Source organism: Halomonas sp. A3H3 (assembly GCF_000982975.1).
In the GTDB taxonomy this organism is placed as follows: Bacteria; Pseudomonadota; Gammaproteobacteria; order Pseudomonadales; family Halomonadaceae; genus Vreelandella; species Vreelandella titanicae.
In genome coordinates this window covers 991,535-1,007,822 of record NZ_HG423343.1, presented here as the reverse complement: position 1 = coordinate 1,007,822, position 16,288 = coordinate 991,535, and the positions used below count along the sequence as shown (strand labels likewise).

Below are 16,288 nucleotides of genomic sequence, written 5' to 3'. Positions count from 1 at the left end.
GTCTTACTTAAGAAACAGTGAAACATAAACAACGAGGTCATCATGGCAGCAAGCCCGCATTTGGTGGTGTTTACCGGCTCGGGGATTAGTGCTGAGAGTGGTATCAAGACCTTCCGTGCCAGCGACGGCCTATGGGAAAACCATCCTGTCGAGGATGTTGCCACTCCCGAGGCGTGGCAACGTGACCCGCAGCAAGTGCTGGATTTTTACAATCAACGACGTGATCAGATCCGTCGTGCCAAGCCCAACGCGGCGCACAAGGCGCTAGCTGCCCTGGAGCAAGACGGCTTTAGCGTCAGTATCATTACCCAGAATATTGATGACCTTCATGAGCGTGCAGGCTCCCGCCATGTATTACATCTACACGGCGAGATTTTAAAAGCACGTTCGTCAATCGATGAGCGCATGCGCTACCCGCTGCCGAAAGGCGGCATCGAACTAGGCAATGTGTGCGACAAGGGCAGCCAACTGCGACCCGACGTGGTCTGGTTTGGCGAGTCGGTGCCGCTGTTTGCGGAGGCCTGTGACCTTGTTAGCCAGGCTGACTTTCTACTGGTCGTTGGCACGTCGCTGGCCGTCATGCCCGCCGCTTCGCTGCTCTCGTACATTGACTACGACACGCCCTGCGCACTGGTCGACCCGGAGGCGGATATGCTCAGCCCACCGGGAGTGCTGGCGATTAACACCACCGCCGGAGAAGGCGTTCCAGCGCTGGTCAATCGCTGGAAGCAGCAGGGTAGTTTGTTGTTGTCTTGAAAGTTCGAGACTGGATCGGCACAGCCTTCTGCGGGGGCGCTGTAAACCCGTCCATGGGCGCTACTTTTGTCATCTGACCGCCATGGATGGCGGAAATGCCGGAATTGTTGGGAACATTTTCCGGTCATGACAAAAGACCCCCGCTACAGGCTGATCCCGATCTCGTGTTGAGTAATCATTGTGGCTTTATTGAGGCCTTAAGAACCACGCCTTCATCACCTTGGTAATCTGGGTGATTTCCGCTTCAGAAGTAATGTAGGCGGGCATGGTATACAGCCAGCGGCCAATGGGGCGCAGCCAAACGCCGCGCTCCCGGGCGAAGTCTCCTACGCCTTTTAGCACCTCGGCGGAGTGCGCTTCGATCACCGCGGTGGCGCCAAGGACTCGAACGTCGGCCACTGCCGGATGTGTATTCAGCGCTTGGTCTTCAAGTAGCTCACGCTGCAGCTGCTGGCTGAGCTTCGCAATCTTACCTAGATAATTCTCTTCCTCGAAGACGCGCAGGCTTTCCAGCGCCACCCTGCAGGCCAACGGGTTGCCCATAAAGGTAGGCCCGTGCATAAAGGCGTGCTGGGGAGTATCGCCGATAAAGGCATCGTGGACCCGGTCCGTGGCGAGCGTTGCGGCGTGACCCAAATAGCCGCCGGTCAAGCCTTTGGAGAGCACCATAATATCCGGCGTGATGCCCGAATGGTCGGCGGCAAACAGCTTACCGGTGCGGCCAAAGCCGGTGGCGACTTCGTCAAAAATTAGCAGCACCCCAAACTCATCGCACAGTTCCCTGGCGCCAGTAACATAGTCCGGCGAGGTCATATTGAGCCCGCCAGCTGCTTGTAAAAGTGGTTCCATCAACAGCGCGGCGATCTCATCATGGTGGCGCTCAAGTACGCTACGCAGGGCGCTAAGGTCGTGCTCGACCTGTTCAGCGGTGGCATCAAAAGGGGCCGTGGGGGCCGGAGCAAAATGGTGCTGGGGCAGTAGGCTGGCGAACAGACTGTGCATGCCTTCTTCAGGGTCGCACACTGCCATGCAGCCGGTGGTGTCACCGTGGTAGGCCTTCATCAGCGAGAGCATCTTGTGCTTACCGGGGTTGCCGGTGAGCACCTGGTACTGGAGGGCCATTTTCATCGCCACTTCCATGCCCACCGAACCACTGTCTGAATAGAAAACGTGGTTCAGCCCGGCGGGGGTAATGCGCACCAGTTCACGAGCTAATTGATCGGCGGGCTTATGCGTCAAGCCGCCAAGCATCACGTGGCACAGCTCGCCTGCCTGTTCGCGAATGGCCGCCACCAAGCGCGGGTGGCCGTAACCGTGGATCATGCACCACCAGGAGCAGGTGGCGTCCAGCAGGTGTTCGCCGCTCTCAAGCACAAAGTGAACGCCGTCGCCGCCGACTACCTTGGGGGCGGGTGTCTGGGTTTTGAGGTGTGCATAAGGATGCCAAACCGGCGTGTTCATAACGGCTCCAGGGATAGGTAGGGGGCGGCAGTCGCGGCACTGGGGGCATCTAGATGGGGAATAATGCCTAAACAGGGAGCCGTCAGCTTGGCGTTTAGATGGGCAATATTGGCCTCAAAGCGGGCTGTGTCAGCCGCAAAAGCGGGGTCTACCACGCTGCCTGCCCAGCCGGCTAATACCAAGCCGTCGGCGCGAATGGCTTCTGCGGTTAAGCGAGCATGATTCAAGCAGCCCAGCTTTAGGCCAACCACCAGAATCACCGGTAGCTCAAGCGCCATCGCCAGGTCGGCAAAATCTTCCTGTTCGTTTAACGGTACGCGCCAGCCGCCGGCGCCTTCAATCAGAGTGATGTCTCTGGGCGTTTGGCTAAGCGTTTCGCGCAGCAAGCTAACGATGGTGCTAATCTCAAGCGGCTGACCCGCCTCTAACGCAGCGAGGTGAGGCGCAATGGCGGGGGCAAAGGCGATGGGATTCACCGTGGCGTAGTCGACCGGCGGCACGCTTTGATGCTGAAGGGCGAGAGCATCACTATTTTGCAGGCCTTCAGGCGTCGCTTGGCTGCCTGAGGCGATAGGTTTCAAGCCCAGCGTGCTCAACTGCTGTTGGCGGGCGGTATATAGCAATCCGCTGGTCACCAATGTTTTACCCGCATCGGTATCGGTGCCAGTCACAAACCAGACGTTCATAGCGATTTTTCCAATTGCAGCGTTAAGCAATGGTAACTCACGGGTAGGCCTTCCGGCTGACGGAGTTGTTCAAAGCGCGCTCGTGCGGCGGCGATGTCTCTTCGGCTAAGGCTGGCTTGTGGCCGGGCAATCTGAGCGCCAACACCTTTGATAGACGCCATTACCGCCTTCAAGTCAGGGTAATAGAAGCGCTCAACGGTGGCCGTCTGCCGGGTGATGGTTAAGCCGCTTTCGCCGATGGCTCTCTCGACGCTGGCGCGATCAGGCGTTTGCAGCAGCGCTTCGGGTCTCTGCCAGGCACGGGCAACTTCTTTCAACGTTCCTGGCAGCAGCGTCGTAATATGCGCCTGCCCACCGGGCGTGAGAGCCCGGTAAAGCTCAGCCATCACCGCGCCAATGTCGGGGCACCACTGCACCGCCAGGTTGGAAAACACCAGATCAAATGCATGCTTACCAAACGGCAGTGCCGCGGCGTCTCCCGGTTGCCAATGAATGCTTTCACCGTGGTGCTGGCGGGCCTGTTCCAGCATGCCGGGGGCTAAATCTAACCCCGTTATACGAGCATTCGGGTAACGTTCAGCCAACCGCTGTGTCCAGTAGCCGGTACCACACCCCATATCCAACACGTTAAAAGCGTGTGGAGGTAACGAACCCCAAAGCTTCTCGCCTATGTGGCGCTGGGCAGTGGCGAGCACATCATAGCGGGGAGCAGCCCGGGAAAAGGCGTGGGCGACCCGTGCCTGCCAGCTGGCCTCACTGTTCAGCATTAGGTCGCTCATAAAACCGCCATGGTGGCGTTAACCATCTGGTGGGCATGATGGCCAATCGTTGCTGCGAGTGCCTGGGGCTGCGAGAGCATCGGGCAGTGGCCGACATCGCTTAGGGGCTTGCTTACGCGGCGCTGGGCGGGGCTGATGAATGGATCATGGTCGCCGATGAGACGTACCACTGGGCAAGGGGGCGCCGCTAGGCGTGGGCGATTATCAATGGTTGCCAGCCAGTGTAGGCCGGTAGCCAAGGTGGGGCTGTCGGCAGGCGGTGTATCGCCCAATAAATCACGCAGTTGCCGGTGAACTTGCCGGGGGCCGGGCTCACCTTGGGTCTGCCAGCGCAAAAAGTGTTGCCAGGTCGCGGTGGGGTCGCGTTGAAAGGCGCGTTGGAAGGCGCTCAGCTCGGCGCTAGTGACGCCACCTTGGGCGCTGGCCTTGCCTTTGACACAGAACGTCTCCCCCGCACCGAGCAGAATCAGGCCCCGAGGTGGGGGAAGATATGCCAGTAGCGCCGTAGCAAGTAGCCCACCCAATGACCAGCCGACCCAGACCGCATCGCTGGCTAACGGCTCGGCCATAGTGTCGGCCAACTCTTGCAGCGCCGCGTTGGCCTCAAGCGGCGGCGTATCGCCATAGCCGGGCCAATCCACCGCCTGGGCAGCTAGGCAGGCGGGCCAGTGCGCCTCAAGCGGCTGCCAAATACGCTGGCCGATTCCCCAGCCGGAGAGCAGGATTAAGCGCAGGGGCTGCATAACGCCTCTTGGTGCTGGCAGTGGTGGAGCGCGGCTAATAGCTGGTCAATATCGTCGTGCTGATGGCGAGCGCTTAACGTCACCCGCAGACGGGATTCACCCTTGGGCACTGTTGGCGGTCTAATCGCCCCCACCTGTATACCCTTTTGCTGGAGATGTAATGCCCAGCCTAGGGTGCGCGTTTCATCGCCCAGGATCAGCGGCTGAATGGGGGTGGCCGAATCGCTGAGAGCTAGCCCCAGGTGCAGCGCCTCACGGCGAAAGTAAGCGATATTGGCGTTTAGCTGAGCGCGGCGTTCCGGTTCGCCCTGAACGATCTCCAGCGCTTTTAAAGTCGCGGCGGAGATGGCCGGAGGTTGGGCGGTGGTATAGACATAGCTGCGTGAAAACTGGATCAGGTGATCGATTAACTCGGTATCACCAGCAACAAACGCCCCGGCGGTGCCTAATGCTTTTCCTAACGTGCCGACAAGAATCGGCACGTCCTTACTACTCCAGGTGTTGCCCACGCAGCCGCTGGCATTGTCGCCTAGCACGCCTACGCCGTGGGCATCATCAATCATCAGCCAGGCGCTGTGCTGCTGACTGACTTCGACCAGCGTGGCAATATCGGCGATATCGCCATCCATACTGAAAACACCATCGCTGACCACGAGCTTATGCGCGCACTCACTGCGTGCCAGCAGGCTGTTCAGATCAATGGCATCGCGGTGATGAAAGCGCCGCGAGCGGGCACCGCTTAACGCGGCGCCATCAATTAGCGATGCGTGGTTGAGGCGATCCTGGAAAATAGCGGTATGGCGATCTGCCAGCGCTTGCAGCACACCGAGATTGGCCATATAGCCGGTAGAAAACAGCAGCGCACGTTCGCGGCCTGTCCAGCGCGCTAACGCTTCTTCCAGGGTGTCGTGAATCTCTAGATGACCGCTGACCAAGTGCGAAGCACCTGCACCCGCGCCAAACCGGCGCGCGCCTTCCGCCTGGGCTTCACACACGCGAGGGTCTAGGGTGAGGCCCAGGTAGTCGTTACCTGCAAAGTCGAGGGTATTGTTTTTGGCTACCTGACGAGTTCGCCAGCGCTCCGTCTGTTGACGATGAGCGCGGGCGTCGGCCAGACGCTGTTGCCACGCTTCAGACACTGGCGTCTACCGCCAGCTCGGCAACCCTTTCGGCGTGCACCTGCTGCTGTGCCTGTTGGGCAAGGCGTGCCGCTTGAGTATCTTCGCTTTCGCAGGTCTCGCGCTTCTCAGGGTGCAGGCCCAGCTTGGTAAACAGCGCACGGTCACGATCCACTTGGGGGTTACCAGTGGTCAGCAGTTTGTCGCCATAGAAGATCGAGTTGGCGCCTGCCAAGAACGCCAGCGCCTGGGTCGATTCGTTCATCTGCTCGCGGCCAGCGGAGAGCCGCACATGGCTTTGCGGCATCATAATGCGGGCGACCGCAATGGCGCGTATGAACTCGATGGGGTCTAAATCTTCAACATTTTCCAGCGGCGTGCCGGGCACTTTCACCAGCATATTGATCGGCACGGATTCAGGGTGCGGTGAGAGCTTGGCCAGCTGTTGCAACAGGGCGCTACGGTCTTTGGCATCTTCACCCATGCCGAGAATCCCGCCAGAGCAGACCTTCATGCCCGCATCGCGCACGTTGGAGAGCGTTTCCAGCCGGTCGCTGTAGGTGCGGGTGGTAATGATCTCGCCGTAGAACTCCGGCGAGGTATCCAGGTTGTGGTTGTAGTAATCGAGCCCTGCCGTGGCCAATCGACTGGCCTGTTCGCCGTCGACCATCCCCAGCGTCATGCAGGTTTCAAGGCCCACGGCTTTCACCTGACGAACCATCTCTTCGACCAGCAGTAGATCTTTATCCCGCGGGCTTCGCCAGGCGGCGCCCATGCAAAAACGGCTGGCACCTGCCTCTTTCGCTGCCTTGGCTTGTTCGACGACCTTTTCAATTTCCAGCAGCTTCTCTTTTTCCAGCTGAGTGTTGTAGTGGCCGGATTGGGGACAGTATTTGCAGTCTTCGGGGCAGGCGCCGGTCTTGATCGACAGCAGGGTAGAGACCTGCACCGCGTTAGCATCGAAGTGGGCACGGTGAACCTGCTGGGCTTGAAACAGCAGGTCATTGAACGGCAGCGCGAAAAGCGCGTTGATCTCATCCAGCGTCCAGTCGTGGCGCTGCGCATGAAGAAGCTGTTCGTGATGCACGGTCATGGTGTAAACCTTTTTACCTTTAATAGTTGACGAGACTTTAGCGGCGTTGCGCTTTGGGTGTCAACGTTGGATATTTTTTAGGTTTACGGTGGTGGTGGAAACATTCGTCAAAAGATGATGCGCTCATTTATACTCTGCGCCCTTTTTCACATTCTGGAGCGTGGATGTCTGATGTTGATAGCTCTGTTGACGAGAGCTCTGTGAATCATGATTCAGCCGCTGAACATCCACGTCCGCCGCGGCGCGAGTTCAAGGCGCGGGGCAGTTTTGTCACCCGCTGCGATAACTGTCAGCTCCCCGTACTGAATTGCCTGTGCCCCTATCAGGTGAAGGCGGAGAGCCATGCTCAGGTGTGGTTATTGACCCACCCCTTGGAGCATTACAAGCCAACCAACACCGGGCGTTTGATTGGTGATGTGATCACGACGACCCAAGTGTTTACCTGGTACCGCACGGCGCCGGATGCACAGCTGGCCGCGTTGTTGAAAGATCCTCTTTACGCGCCCTTTGTGATCTTTCCCGATGATCAGCCCGACTATGCGGACCGGGTGGTTGGCATAGACGCGGTGCATGCGGCGAAAGCGCAGGCGCGCATTCCGGTATTTATTATTCTGGATGGCACTTGGCGTCAGGCGCGGCGCATGTTCCGTAAAAGCGCTTATCTGGATGCTTTGCCCGTGCTGCCATTGAGAACCGAGCGCGAGACGCGCTACCGGCTGCGCAAACCGGCGTCAAAATCGCACCTTTGTACTGCGGAAGTGGCTATTGAGCTGCTGCGCCAGGGCGGGGATACGGTTGCTGCGGGCGTGCTGGATGACTACTTTGAGGTGTTTAACGATAGTTATGCGGCGAGCCGATTGCATCACAAAATCGACCCGCCTACTGCAGCGATGCGGCGCCTAGCCGCCAAACAGAGCACCGGCGATTCTGAATCCGGCCACCCAGGTGCCCACCGCGGAGCCTAGCGTGGCGAGAATAAACACCAGCAGGGTGCGCGATACACGGTTTTTCCACCAGCCTTTCAACTGCGTTACATCGTGGCGTAGCGATGAAAAATCGCGCACTTTGGGTTTGCGCATAAAGAGCTCAACCCCAGCGGCCACAAAGCCAGCGCCGATGGTGGGGTTCAGCGAGGTGAGCGGCGCGGCAAAGAAGGTGGCAATCACGGTCACCGGGTGCGCCATGGCGATAATCGTCGCACCGCCAGAGAGAATACCGTTAATCAAGAACCACTCAAGCACCAGTTGCCAGCCAAGGTCGGTGTTGCGTGAAAAGCCAATCGCAAAGCCGGTAAGCACCAACGCGGTAATCAGCCACGGCAGCGCTTTCCAAAGCTTGGACGGTGGCGGGGTGGCTTCCAGTGTTTCGCGCTCTACCTTTGGCTCGGCGGGCAGCGGTGTTTCCAGATGTTCGCCAGTACCTTTGAGGTGGCCTGCGCCGAGCACTACTAACACGTGCTGGTAGCGCCCCGGCGGCGCGTCTTCGGCTAAGCGTAACGCCATATAGCGGTCGCGCTCGCGAATCAACGGTGTATAGAGCGCTTCGGATTCGGCGGCGAACTCGCTGAAGGTGGCCTCCAGCATATCGCCCTCTTTGAGCTTTTCGATGTCCTCTTTGGAGACATCCTGACGCGATAACACGCTGCCAAGCAGGCCTGAAAACAGCGAGAAGCGCTGCCACCAGGGCACATTGCTGTAAATGCGTTTCAGCGTTACGCCGACATCGCGGTCAACCAGCAACAGCGGCAGTTTCAGTCGGTTAGCTTCCTCAACTGCCGCACGCATTTCGGCCCCCGGCTGAATGCCGGATTGGTCGGCAATCCGTTGCTGAAAGGCGCCCAGCGCCAGGCTTGCGGCGACCATACCCGCCTTACCTTGCCTAAATACTTGGAATAGATCCTGCTCGCCCATGGCATCCGGGTTGGACATGCTGTGGTGGCGGGCGTCACATAACTCAATAGCCACTGCATCAAAGGCGCCGCTTGCCAATAGCGCATGCACGTCGTCGGCACTTTCCGCCGACACATGGGCCGTGCCCAGCAGCGTGTAGCGGGTTTCACCGACAGTGATTGTTTTTAACGGCCCGCTGGTGGCTGGCAGCGAAGTCGGTGTTTCAGCCAGCGACCCCGCTTCTGCGTTGGGCGTTTCGTCGTGAGATGTATTTTCGTGGTTCATTAACAGCTCTCAAATCGATCAATAAGGGGCAGGCGTGAAGCGCTTAACGCCGCCAGAAAGCGGGGGTAAACAGCACCAGTACCGTAAAAATTTCCAGGCGACCGAGCAGCATAGCCATGACCAGTATCCATTTCGCCAAGCTGGGCATGTCGCCATAGTGAGTGTGGGATTCACCCAGTGCAGGGCCGAGATTGTTGAGGGCCGAGCCCACCGTCGACCAGGCTGTGACCTGATCAACCCCGGTTGCCATGACGCCCACTAGCATTAAAAAGAACAGCATCACGTAGACTGAAAAGAACCCCCATACCGCTTGAGCAATGCTGTCGGGGACACTGACTTTGCCTACTTTGACCGCAATCACCGCATTGGGGTGGATCAATCGCATGATTTCACGCATGCCCTGCTTGAGGATCAGAATGATCCTTATCACCTTCATGCCGCCACCGGTAGAGCCGGAGCAGCCGCCAACAAAGGCTGCCACAAACAGTAAAAAGGGCAGGGCGCCGGGCCACATGGAAAAGTCGGCAACGCTGAAGCCTGCTGTGGTGGCCACCGACACGACTTGGAAAACCCCATGTCTCAGACCGCGCGCGGTGTCGTAGGTGTCGGTTAACCACAGAGAGAGCACGGTGACCACGGACAGCGCGAGTAGAAATAGCATCAAAAAGCGCGCTTCGGGGTCGTGAAAGTAGTGCATCAGGCTTTTTTCACGCCAAGCGATAAAGTGCAGGCTAAAGCTGAACGCCGAAATCAGCATAAAACCCACGCATATCATCTCGATGGTAGCGCTATCGAAATAGCCGATGCTGGCGTCGTGAGTGGAGAAGCCACCAATGGCGACGGTGGAAAAGCTATGGCTCAAGGCATCGAACCAGCTCATGCCCGCTAACATATAGGCGATCATGCAGGCCAGGGTGAGCGTGGCGTAGATATACCACAGCGCCTTGGCGGTTTCGGTGATGCGTGGTGTGAGCTTGGAGTCTTTCAACGGCCCAGGAATCTCGGTGCGATACAGCGCCATACCGCCCACGCCTAGAGTGGGCAAAATGGCGACGGCCAAAACGACGATCCCCATGCCGCCCAGCCACTGGAGCTGCTGGCGATAGTAGAGAATCGACTCGGGTAGAAAATCGATGCCGGTAATCACCGTGGCGCCGGTAGTGGTTAAACCGGAGAACGACTCAAATACCGCATCGGTGACGCCGAGAGAGCCTTCGCCGAATAGCATCAGCGGCAGTGAGCCGAACAGCGCCAGCACCGTCCAGAACATCGCGGCGATAATAAAGCCGTCGCGGATACGCAGCTCTTTTTGCGAGCGTCGATTGGGAAGGTAAAGCAGTAATCCCGTCGCCACCGAAATCGCAATACCGCTAATAAAGGCACTCCACACGCCGTCACGAAACCAGAGTGAAATCAGCGTTGGGGGGAGCATGGTAAGGCTGAAGAGCATCAGCAGCAGCCCCAAAATGCGCAAAATAACCCGCAGACTCATGGTTGTCGCATGCTCCTGTTATTAGCAGCCAGTGGCCGTGGTTCGAGGGTTATCAAAAGAACGTTAAGCCGACTTGGAACAGGCGCTCCACATCGCGAATGCGGCGCTTGTCGATCACAAATAGAATCACGTGGTCACCGCTCTCAACCATCACGTCGCCGTGGGCGATAATGACTTCCTTGCCGCGCACAATCGCACCGATGGTGGTGCCCTCGGGCAGGTCGATCTCGCGGATGGTACGCCCGACCACCTTGGAGGACTGCTTATCGCCGTGGGCGATGGCTTCAATGGCCTCGGCGGCGCCCCGGCGCAGCGAGTGAACGTTGACGATATCACCCCGACGCACGTGGGTGAGCAAGCTGCCGATGGTCGCCTGCTGGGGAGAAATAGCGATATCGATCTCGCCCCCCTGCACCAAATCCACGTAAGCGGCGTTGTTGATCAGCGTCAGCACCTTCTTCGCCCCCAAACGCTTGGCGAGTAGCGACGACATGATATTGACCTCGTCGTCGTTGGTCAGCGCGCAGAAGATATCGCACTCTTCGATATTCTCCTCTTCCAGCAAGCGCTTGCTGGTGGCGCTGCCGTGGAGCACCACGGTGCGATCCAGTCGCTCGGAGAGGGTGGTGCAGCGCTCCAGGCTGTGCTCGATGATCTTGACCTGGTGGCTATGCTCCAAATGCTCCGCCAGCCGCTCGCCGATATTGCCACCCCCGGCGATCACTACCCGACGGAAGTCCCGCTCGACCCGGCGCAGCTCGCTCATCACTGCGCGAATATCCCGGCGGGCGGCGAGGAAGAACACCTCGTCGTCAGCCTCGATGACCGTATCGCCACGGGGAATGATTGGGCGGTTACGGCGGTAAATCGCCGCCACCCGGGTATCCACGTTGGGCATATGGCGGCGCAGAAAGGCCAAATCCTGGCCCACCAGCGGGCCACCGTAGAACGCTTTCACCGCCACCAGCTGTACCAGGCCACCGGCAAACTCCAGCACCTGCAGGGCACCGGGATGCTCAATCAGGCGACGTACATGATCGGTGACCACCTGCTCGGGGCTGATCAGTACATCAATGGGGATCGCTTCGTGGGCAAAAAGGCCTTTACGGGTCAAATACGCGGTGGCGCGCACCCGGGCAATTTTGGTCGGGGTGCGAAACAGCGTATGGGCGACCTGGCAGGCGATCATATTGATCTCGTCGCTATTGGTGACGGCGATCAACATATCGGCGTCTTCGCAGCCAGCCTGGCGCAACACTATCGGGTAGGAACCTGCCCCGGTGACGGTGCGGATATCGATTTTGGTGTGCAGCTCGCGCAGTTTTTTGGCGTCAGTGTCAACGACGGTGATGTCGTTTTCCTCGCGGGCGAGGTGTTCAGCCAGTGTGCCGCCGACCTGGCCGGCGCCGAGAATAATAATTTTCATTGCTGAGCATCGGTTCCATTAAAAGCGCCAGCGCGCGATGTCGTTAAGGCCTTGTTTTTAAGAACATGCCGACAAGGCCAGGCAACGGTCTATCATGCGCTGCAATAAAGACGGCGGCCAGTGTAAACCAGCCGCCGTCGAAAAGCAGGTGAGGATTACTCTAGCGTAAAGCCGACTTTAACCGTGACCTGCCAGTGGGCCACTTGGCCATCTTCAATATGACCACGGGTATCGACTACTTCCAGCCAGCGCATGTGCTTAATCGTTTCTGACGCCTTGGCCAGTGCATTCTGAACCGCTTCCTCAATGCCCTTCTCGGAAGAGCCGGTCAGTTCCACGTGCTTGTAAGTATGATGACTCATAGTACCTCCTTCCTTGTCATGAAATCACTGCCCCCGGCATCAGTGAGCGCCTAGGCAGTGCGCTTCTCTAGTCTGGCATAAAAAAAGCCATCGTGACTGTTCTGGGCTGGAAACAGCTGGCGACCCGCGCCGCTGGAAATGCCCAAGGCAACATCGTTAGGCGTGGTGACATGGGCGTCAGGGGTGCGGGCGAGAAATGCCTCAATCTGCTCACTGTTCTCTTCCGGAAGCACCGAGCAGGTGGCGTAGAGCAGGGTGCCGCCTTCGCGCAGCATCGGCCAAAGGTTGTCTAACAGCTGACGTTGAAGCTTGGCCAGCGGCCGGATATCGTCTTTGCGCCGCAGCTTCTTGATATCCGGGTGACGGCGGATAACACCGGTGCCAGAGCAAGGGGCGTCGAGCAGGATGGCATCAAACGGCGTGCCGCTCCACCAGTCGCGCTCGGTCGCATCGGCGTGTTGGAGAACGGCCTCTACGCCTAGTCGGGTAAGGGTATCTTCCACCCGTGCCAGGCGCTGATTATCGCTATCGATAGCGGTAAGATTGATGTCGAACAGTTCGAGCAAATGGGCCGTTTTGCCGCCAGGGGCGCAGCAAGCATCCAGAACATGTGCACCTGGCCGTGGCGCAAGCACGGGCCCCAGCAGTACTGCCGAGAGTTGGGCGGCCTCGTCCTGAACGCTAATATGTCCCGCTTCGAAGCCAGGCAGCGCCGTGACATCGCAGGGTGTTTCCAGCGTGATGGCATCTGGGGCGTGGGGGCACAGGTGACCACTCAACCCCTGCTCGGTCAACTGCAACAGGTAGGCTTCACGATCGTTGTGGTGCTGATTCACTCTCAACGTCATCGGGCCTGACTGGTTGTTGGCTTCGACAATCGCCCGCCACTGCTCTGGCCATGCCTGACGCAAGGTGTTAAGTAGCCAGGGTGGATGTTCTAACGCGACGCTCTCATCCCGGTCTACTTGGGCCTGGAGCGCCTCGGATTCGCGCTGCAATCGCCGCAAACAGCCATTTAACACGCGGGTGGCCCACTCCTTATTCAGCAAGCGCGCAGCGCCCGCGGTTTCACCTACTGCCGCGTGGGCTGGAATGCGCATGTACAACAACTGGTAAATACCCAGCAGCAGCAGCGCCTGAACATCGCTGTCGCGCTTTTTAAACGGTTGCTTAAGTAATGTGTCCGCTAAGGCTTCCAGACGCGGTAAGCGGCGGCAGGTGCCAAAGCAGAGCTCTTTTAGCAGCCCGCGGTCGCGAGCCACCACGCTGTGCTCATCCAGCCCCGCCAGTGAGCCTTGGTCGCTGAGCACCGGGGCCAGCGCGCGAGCCGCCGCGGCGCGGACTTCCTGACCACTGCCGCCTTGGGGGGAGCGCTTTTGGCTCATGGTGTTTCTCCTTCGCTGGCCTGAGCCGCTGGTTTACCAAGACGAGTACCGGTAGCAAGGCGCGCGTGGCGGGCATTGAGTAAGTCACGCACGTCCATGGCTTTACCGCCGGGCAGCTGTGCGCTGGTCACACAAAGTACCTCGCTGCCGTTTTCCCCACAGGCAATCCGCAGATGATCGTCGCCGTGGTCTAGTAGCATGCCGGGCTCGCAGGCTGGCTGATCGCCCTCTTCTACGTTCGCCATTAGCAGCCGCAGGCGATCATCGCCTAATGCGCACCAAGCCACTGGCCAGGGGTTAAAAGCGCGAATTTTGCTGGCTAACTGCTGGGCGGGCTGGGCAAAGTCGAGCTCGGCTTCCGCTTTGCTCAGCTTGGCGGCATAGGTGACGCCTTCCTCGGGCTGAGGCGTGGCATGCGCGGTGCCGGTGGCCAGGGCATCCAGCGTGTTGATCAACGCATTGGCGCCTTGAATCGCGAGACGGTCGTGCAAATCGCCGCCGGTGGTGCGGTTCGTAATGGGCGTGCGCACTTCCGTGAGCATCGCCCCGGTATCCAGGCCAGCATCCATCTGCATGATAGTTACACCCGATACGCTATCACCCGCCTCGATCGCCCGCTGTATGGGGGCAGCGCCGCGCCAGCGGGGCAGCAGCGAAGCGTGAACGTTAACGCAGCCGAGACGCGGTATGTCCAACACGGCCTGAGGAAGCAGCAGTCCATAGGCCACAACGACCATAATGTCGGCATTGAGCGCGGCCAGCTCGGCTTGAGCCTCGGGTTGCTTTAACGTCTGAGGCTGATAGACAGGCAGGCTGTGTTCCAGAGCCAGCTGTTTGACCGGGCTGGGCGTTAGCTTACGGCCGCGGCCAGCTGGGCGGTCGGGTTGGGTATACACCGCCACCACCTCGTGCTGGCTTTCCAGCAGCGCGGCAAGGCTAGAGGCGGCGAATTCAGGCGTGCCAGCAAAAACAACGCGCAATCGTGACATATAAAGAGGGCTACCTGGCGTAAATGAGAGAAGTGTTAGGCGTCCTGCATCTGCTTGTGGCGTTTCTGCATTTTTTTGCGGATACGGTCGCGCTTTAGCGGCGACAAGTAGTCAACAAACAGCACACCCTCAAGGTGGTCGTACTCGTGCTGAATACAGTGTGCCAGCAGACCCTCTGCCTCTAACTCATAGGCCTCGCCATTACGATCCAGCGCGTTGAGCTGCACCTTAAGATAGCGCGGCACTTCGGCGTAGTGCTCGGGAATCGACAGGCAGCCTTCCGAAAGTGGCTCTTTCTCGTCGCCAATGGGTGTATAGCGCGGGTTGATGAGCACCAGCGGCTGGGAGTTATCGTCGCTGACATCCATGACGACAATACGGCGATGGACATCGATCTGGGTCGCGGCTAGACCGATACCACGGGCGTCATACATGGTCTCCAGCATATCGTCGACGAGCTGGCGTACCTCATCGTCGACGGTTTCCACCGGAGCGGCCTTGGTGCGCAGGCGCTCATCGGGGAATTCAAGAATAGGAAGTTTGGCCATGGCGTTACAATCACCGTTATGCTGAGTCTAAATTAAGTCAAGCTAGGTAGTGACGAGCGTCTTCTAACCTAGGTACTTTATGATGGGTCACTATATCATGCTGTCAACGTTTCTGGGCATGGGCGCCCGATACTCACTGGGTTTCAGCAGCAACAGAATGACTGCGCTTATGCAGCGCTTCGACATGGAACTAAGAGTGATGCATTTTCTTGGGAGAGCTGAATGGCGGCAAAACAACACGCCTACCGGAGGGCTTTGAGTGGTTTGCTGCTGAGTGCAGTGGTGCTGGTGAGTATTGATGCCACCGCTTGGGAGCGTGATCAGAAAGTGATTAAACTCTCGCCTCAGGTGCGTACCTTGCCCCATCGTGAAGCGATCGAGCCCATCGCCTTGGAGGAAGCGCGAGCCTTTCTGCGCGAACACCGCGTCGTCGATGATACCGAGGCGTTGCAGGAACTGGCTTACGTAGTGGCGGGAGATGATCGCCGCTTGATCAGTGGTGCGGGAGATCGGTTATACGTGCGTGGCGTTGTGCCACACCATGGTCAGGTGGGAATCTATCGGCAGTCGGAGCCCTACCTGGCAATGGATGGCACGCCGCTGGGCTTAGAGCTGATCAACGTTGGCATCGCTCGCCACGTCAGCAGTGAAGGCGATATTGCGCAGCTTGAAGTCGTTAGCTCCCATCAGGAAGTGCGGGTTAACGATATTGTGTTGCCCTTGGAGGAGCGCGAGCTGAGCCGTGAGTTTATGCCTCGCGCGCCGCTCAATGCGGTTGAAGGTCATGTTATTGCCGTGCCAGGGGACGTGCGCTTTATTGGCCGTTTTCAGATCGTTGCGCTGGATCTCGGCACCCTGGATGGTTTGCAGGCGGGTCATGTGTTGCGAGTCAATCAGCAGGGTGAGCTGATCAACGACCCACGTACCCAGGAGCTGGTGCAACTGCCCAGCACAGAAGCGGGCAGTGTGATGGTATTCAAGCCCTATGATCGCGTCAGCTATGCCTTGGTGACGCAGGCGTCCCGGATACTGGAAGTGGGCGATGGGGTTGGGTCAGCGACGAACTAACGGGCGGCACACAAAGACGTTTAAAAGGAGGAAGTATGGACGCCCAGGCGTGGCTGGTGGTCAATGCGTTGCCGGGTATGGGGGCGCTGCGTATCGCGCAATTATTAGCCCGTCAGCCGCAGTGGCCGGAAGGCTGGCTGGCAGCACTGCCGAGCCGTGCTGCCAGCGAGTTGCGCCTGTGGCTTGAACATCCCACGCGCAGCCCGTT

At 58.8% G+C, this 16,288-nt stretch carries 16 protein-coding genes; 3 read left to right on the top strand and 13 right to left on the bottom strand.

Annotation, left to right across the window (positions count from 1 at the left end; all coding sequences use genetic code 11):
• The first annotated feature begins 42 nt into the window (after positions 1–42).
• Positions 43–756: an SIR2 family NAD-dependent protein deacylase gene (locus HALA3H3_RS04385; protein ID WP_022520106.1), complete on the top strand. Its 714-nt coding sequence runs from the start codon at positions 43–45 to the stop codon at positions 754–756.
• Positions 757–942: 186 nt separating this feature from the next.
• On the opposite strand, the gene bioA is transcribed toward HALA3H3_RS04385, so the two are convergent.
• From bioA to bioB, 6 genes are read right to left on the bottom strand one after another with little or no spacing between them, the layout of a single operon-like run.
• Positions 943–2,217 (bottom strand): adenosylmethionine--8-amino-7-oxononanoate transaminase, encoded by a 1,275-nt coding sequence (gene bioA / locus HALA3H3_RS04380; RefSeq protein WP_022520105.1) that lies wholly within the window; start codon positions 2,215–2,217, stop codon positions 943–945.
• Positions 2,214–2,903, bottom strand: a complete 690-nt coding sequence (gene bioD, locus HALA3H3_RS04375; protein ID WP_009288382.1) for a dethiobiotin synthase — start codon at positions 2,901–2,903, stop codon at positions 2,214–2,216. The genes bioA and bioD overlap by 4 nt, the downstream gene beginning before the upstream one ends.
• Positions 2,900–3,682 carry a methyltransferase domain-containing protein gene (locus HALA3H3_RS04370; RefSeq protein WP_009288383.1) on the bottom strand — a complete coding sequence of 261 codons (783 nt, stop codon included), beginning with the start codon at positions 3,680–3,682 and terminating at the stop codon, positions 2,900–2,902. The genes bioD and HALA3H3_RS04370 overlap by 4 nt, the downstream gene beginning before the upstream one ends.
• Positions 3,679–4,425 carry an alpha/beta fold hydrolase gene (locus tag HALA3H3_RS04365; protein WP_022520104.1) on the bottom strand — a complete coding sequence of 249 codons (747 nt, stop codon included), beginning with the start codon at positions 4,423–4,425 and terminating at the stop codon, positions 3,679–3,681. The genes HALA3H3_RS04370 and HALA3H3_RS04365 overlap by 4 nt, the downstream gene beginning before the upstream one ends.
• Entirely contained in the window at positions 4,407–5,564 is a 1,158-nt protein-coding gene (bioF, locus tag HALA3H3_RS04360) for an 8-amino-7-oxononanoate synthase (protein ID WP_022520103.1), read from the bottom strand. Before bioF ends, HALA3H3_RS04365 begins: the two co-directional genes overlap by 19 nt.
• Positions 5,557–6,636, bottom strand: a complete 1,080-nt coding sequence (gene bioB, locus HALA3H3_RS04355) for a biotin synthase BioB (RefSeq protein ID WP_022520102.1) — start codon at positions 6,634–6,636, stop codon at positions 5,557–5,559. The genes bioF and bioB overlap by 8 nt, the downstream gene beginning before the upstream one ends.
• 164 nt (positions 6,637–6,800) lie before the next feature.
• Between bioB and HALA3H3_RS04350 the strand changes: the two genes are divergently transcribed.
• Positions 6,801–7,601 carry a tRNA-uridine aminocarboxypropyltransferase gene (locus tag HALA3H3_RS04350; protein ID WP_022520101.1) on the top strand — a complete coding sequence of 267 codons (801 nt, stop codon included), beginning with the start codon at positions 6,801–6,803 and terminating at the stop codon, positions 7,599–7,601.
• Here the strand turns inward: HALA3H3_RS04350 and HALA3H3_RS04345 are convergent.
• From HALA3H3_RS04345 to def, 7 genes are all read right to left on the bottom strand, one after another.
• Positions 7,536–8,810 carry a TraB/GumN family protein gene (locus HALA3H3_RS04345; protein WP_022520100.1) on the bottom strand — a complete coding sequence of 425 codons (1,275 nt, stop codon included), beginning with the start codon at positions 8,808–8,810 and terminating at the stop codon, positions 7,536–7,538. The two genes, HALA3H3_RS04350 and HALA3H3_RS04345, sit on opposite strands and share 66 nt — an antisense overlap.
• Positions 8,811–8,853: 43 nt before the next feature.
• Positions 8,854–10,302: a TrkH family potassium uptake protein gene (locus HALA3H3_RS04340; RefSeq protein ID WP_022520099.1), complete on the bottom strand. Its 1,449-nt coding sequence runs from the start codon at positions 10,300–10,302 to the stop codon at positions 8,854–8,856.
• Positions 10,303–10,354: 52 nt separating this feature from the next.
• On the bottom strand, positions 10,355–11,728 hold the full coding sequence (gene trkA, locus HALA3H3_RS04335) for a Trk system potassium transporter TrkA (RefSeq protein WP_022520098.1): 1,374 nt from the start codon (positions 11,726–11,728) through the stop codon (positions 10,355–10,357).
• A 155-nt stretch (positions 11,729–11,883) separates the two neighbouring features.
• The gene (locus tag HALA3H3_RS04330) at positions 11,884–12,090 is read right to left on the bottom strand and encodes a dodecin (protein WP_008959783.1); all 207 of its coding nucleotides are present in this window, start codon (positions 12,088–12,090) and stop codon (positions 11,884–11,886) included.
• A 50-nt stretch (positions 12,091–12,140) separates the two neighbouring features.
• Positions 12,141–13,475 carry a 16S rRNA (cytosine(967)-C(5))-methyltransferase RsmB gene (gene rsmB / locus HALA3H3_RS04325; RefSeq protein ID WP_022520097.1) on the bottom strand — a complete coding sequence of 445 codons (1,335 nt, stop codon included), beginning with the start codon at positions 13,473–13,475 and terminating at the stop codon, positions 12,141–12,143.
• Complete coding sequence (gene fmt / locus HALA3H3_RS04320) at positions 13,472–14,464, bottom strand: methionyl-tRNA formyltransferase (protein ID WP_009288389.1); 993 nt, start codon at positions 14,462–14,464, stop codon at positions 13,472–13,474. Before fmt ends, rsmB begins: the two co-directional genes overlap by 4 nt.
• Positions 14,465–14,499: 35 nt before the next feature.
• The gene (gene def, locus HALA3H3_RS04315; protein WP_022520096.1) at positions 14,500–15,012 is read right to left on the bottom strand and encodes a peptide deformylase; all 513 of its coding nucleotides are present in this window, start codon (positions 15,010–15,012) and stop codon (positions 14,500–14,502) included.
• A 222-nt stretch (positions 15,013–15,234) separates the two neighbouring features.
• Here def and HALA3H3_RS04310 point away from each other — a divergent pair, with 222 nt between their 5' ends.
• Positions 15,235–16,080 (top strand): hypothetical protein, encoded by an 846-nt coding sequence (locus HALA3H3_RS04310; RefSeq protein WP_022520095.1) that lies wholly within the window; start codon positions 15,235–15,237, stop codon positions 16,078–16,080.
• Positions 16,081–16,288 lie beyond the last annotated feature (208 nt).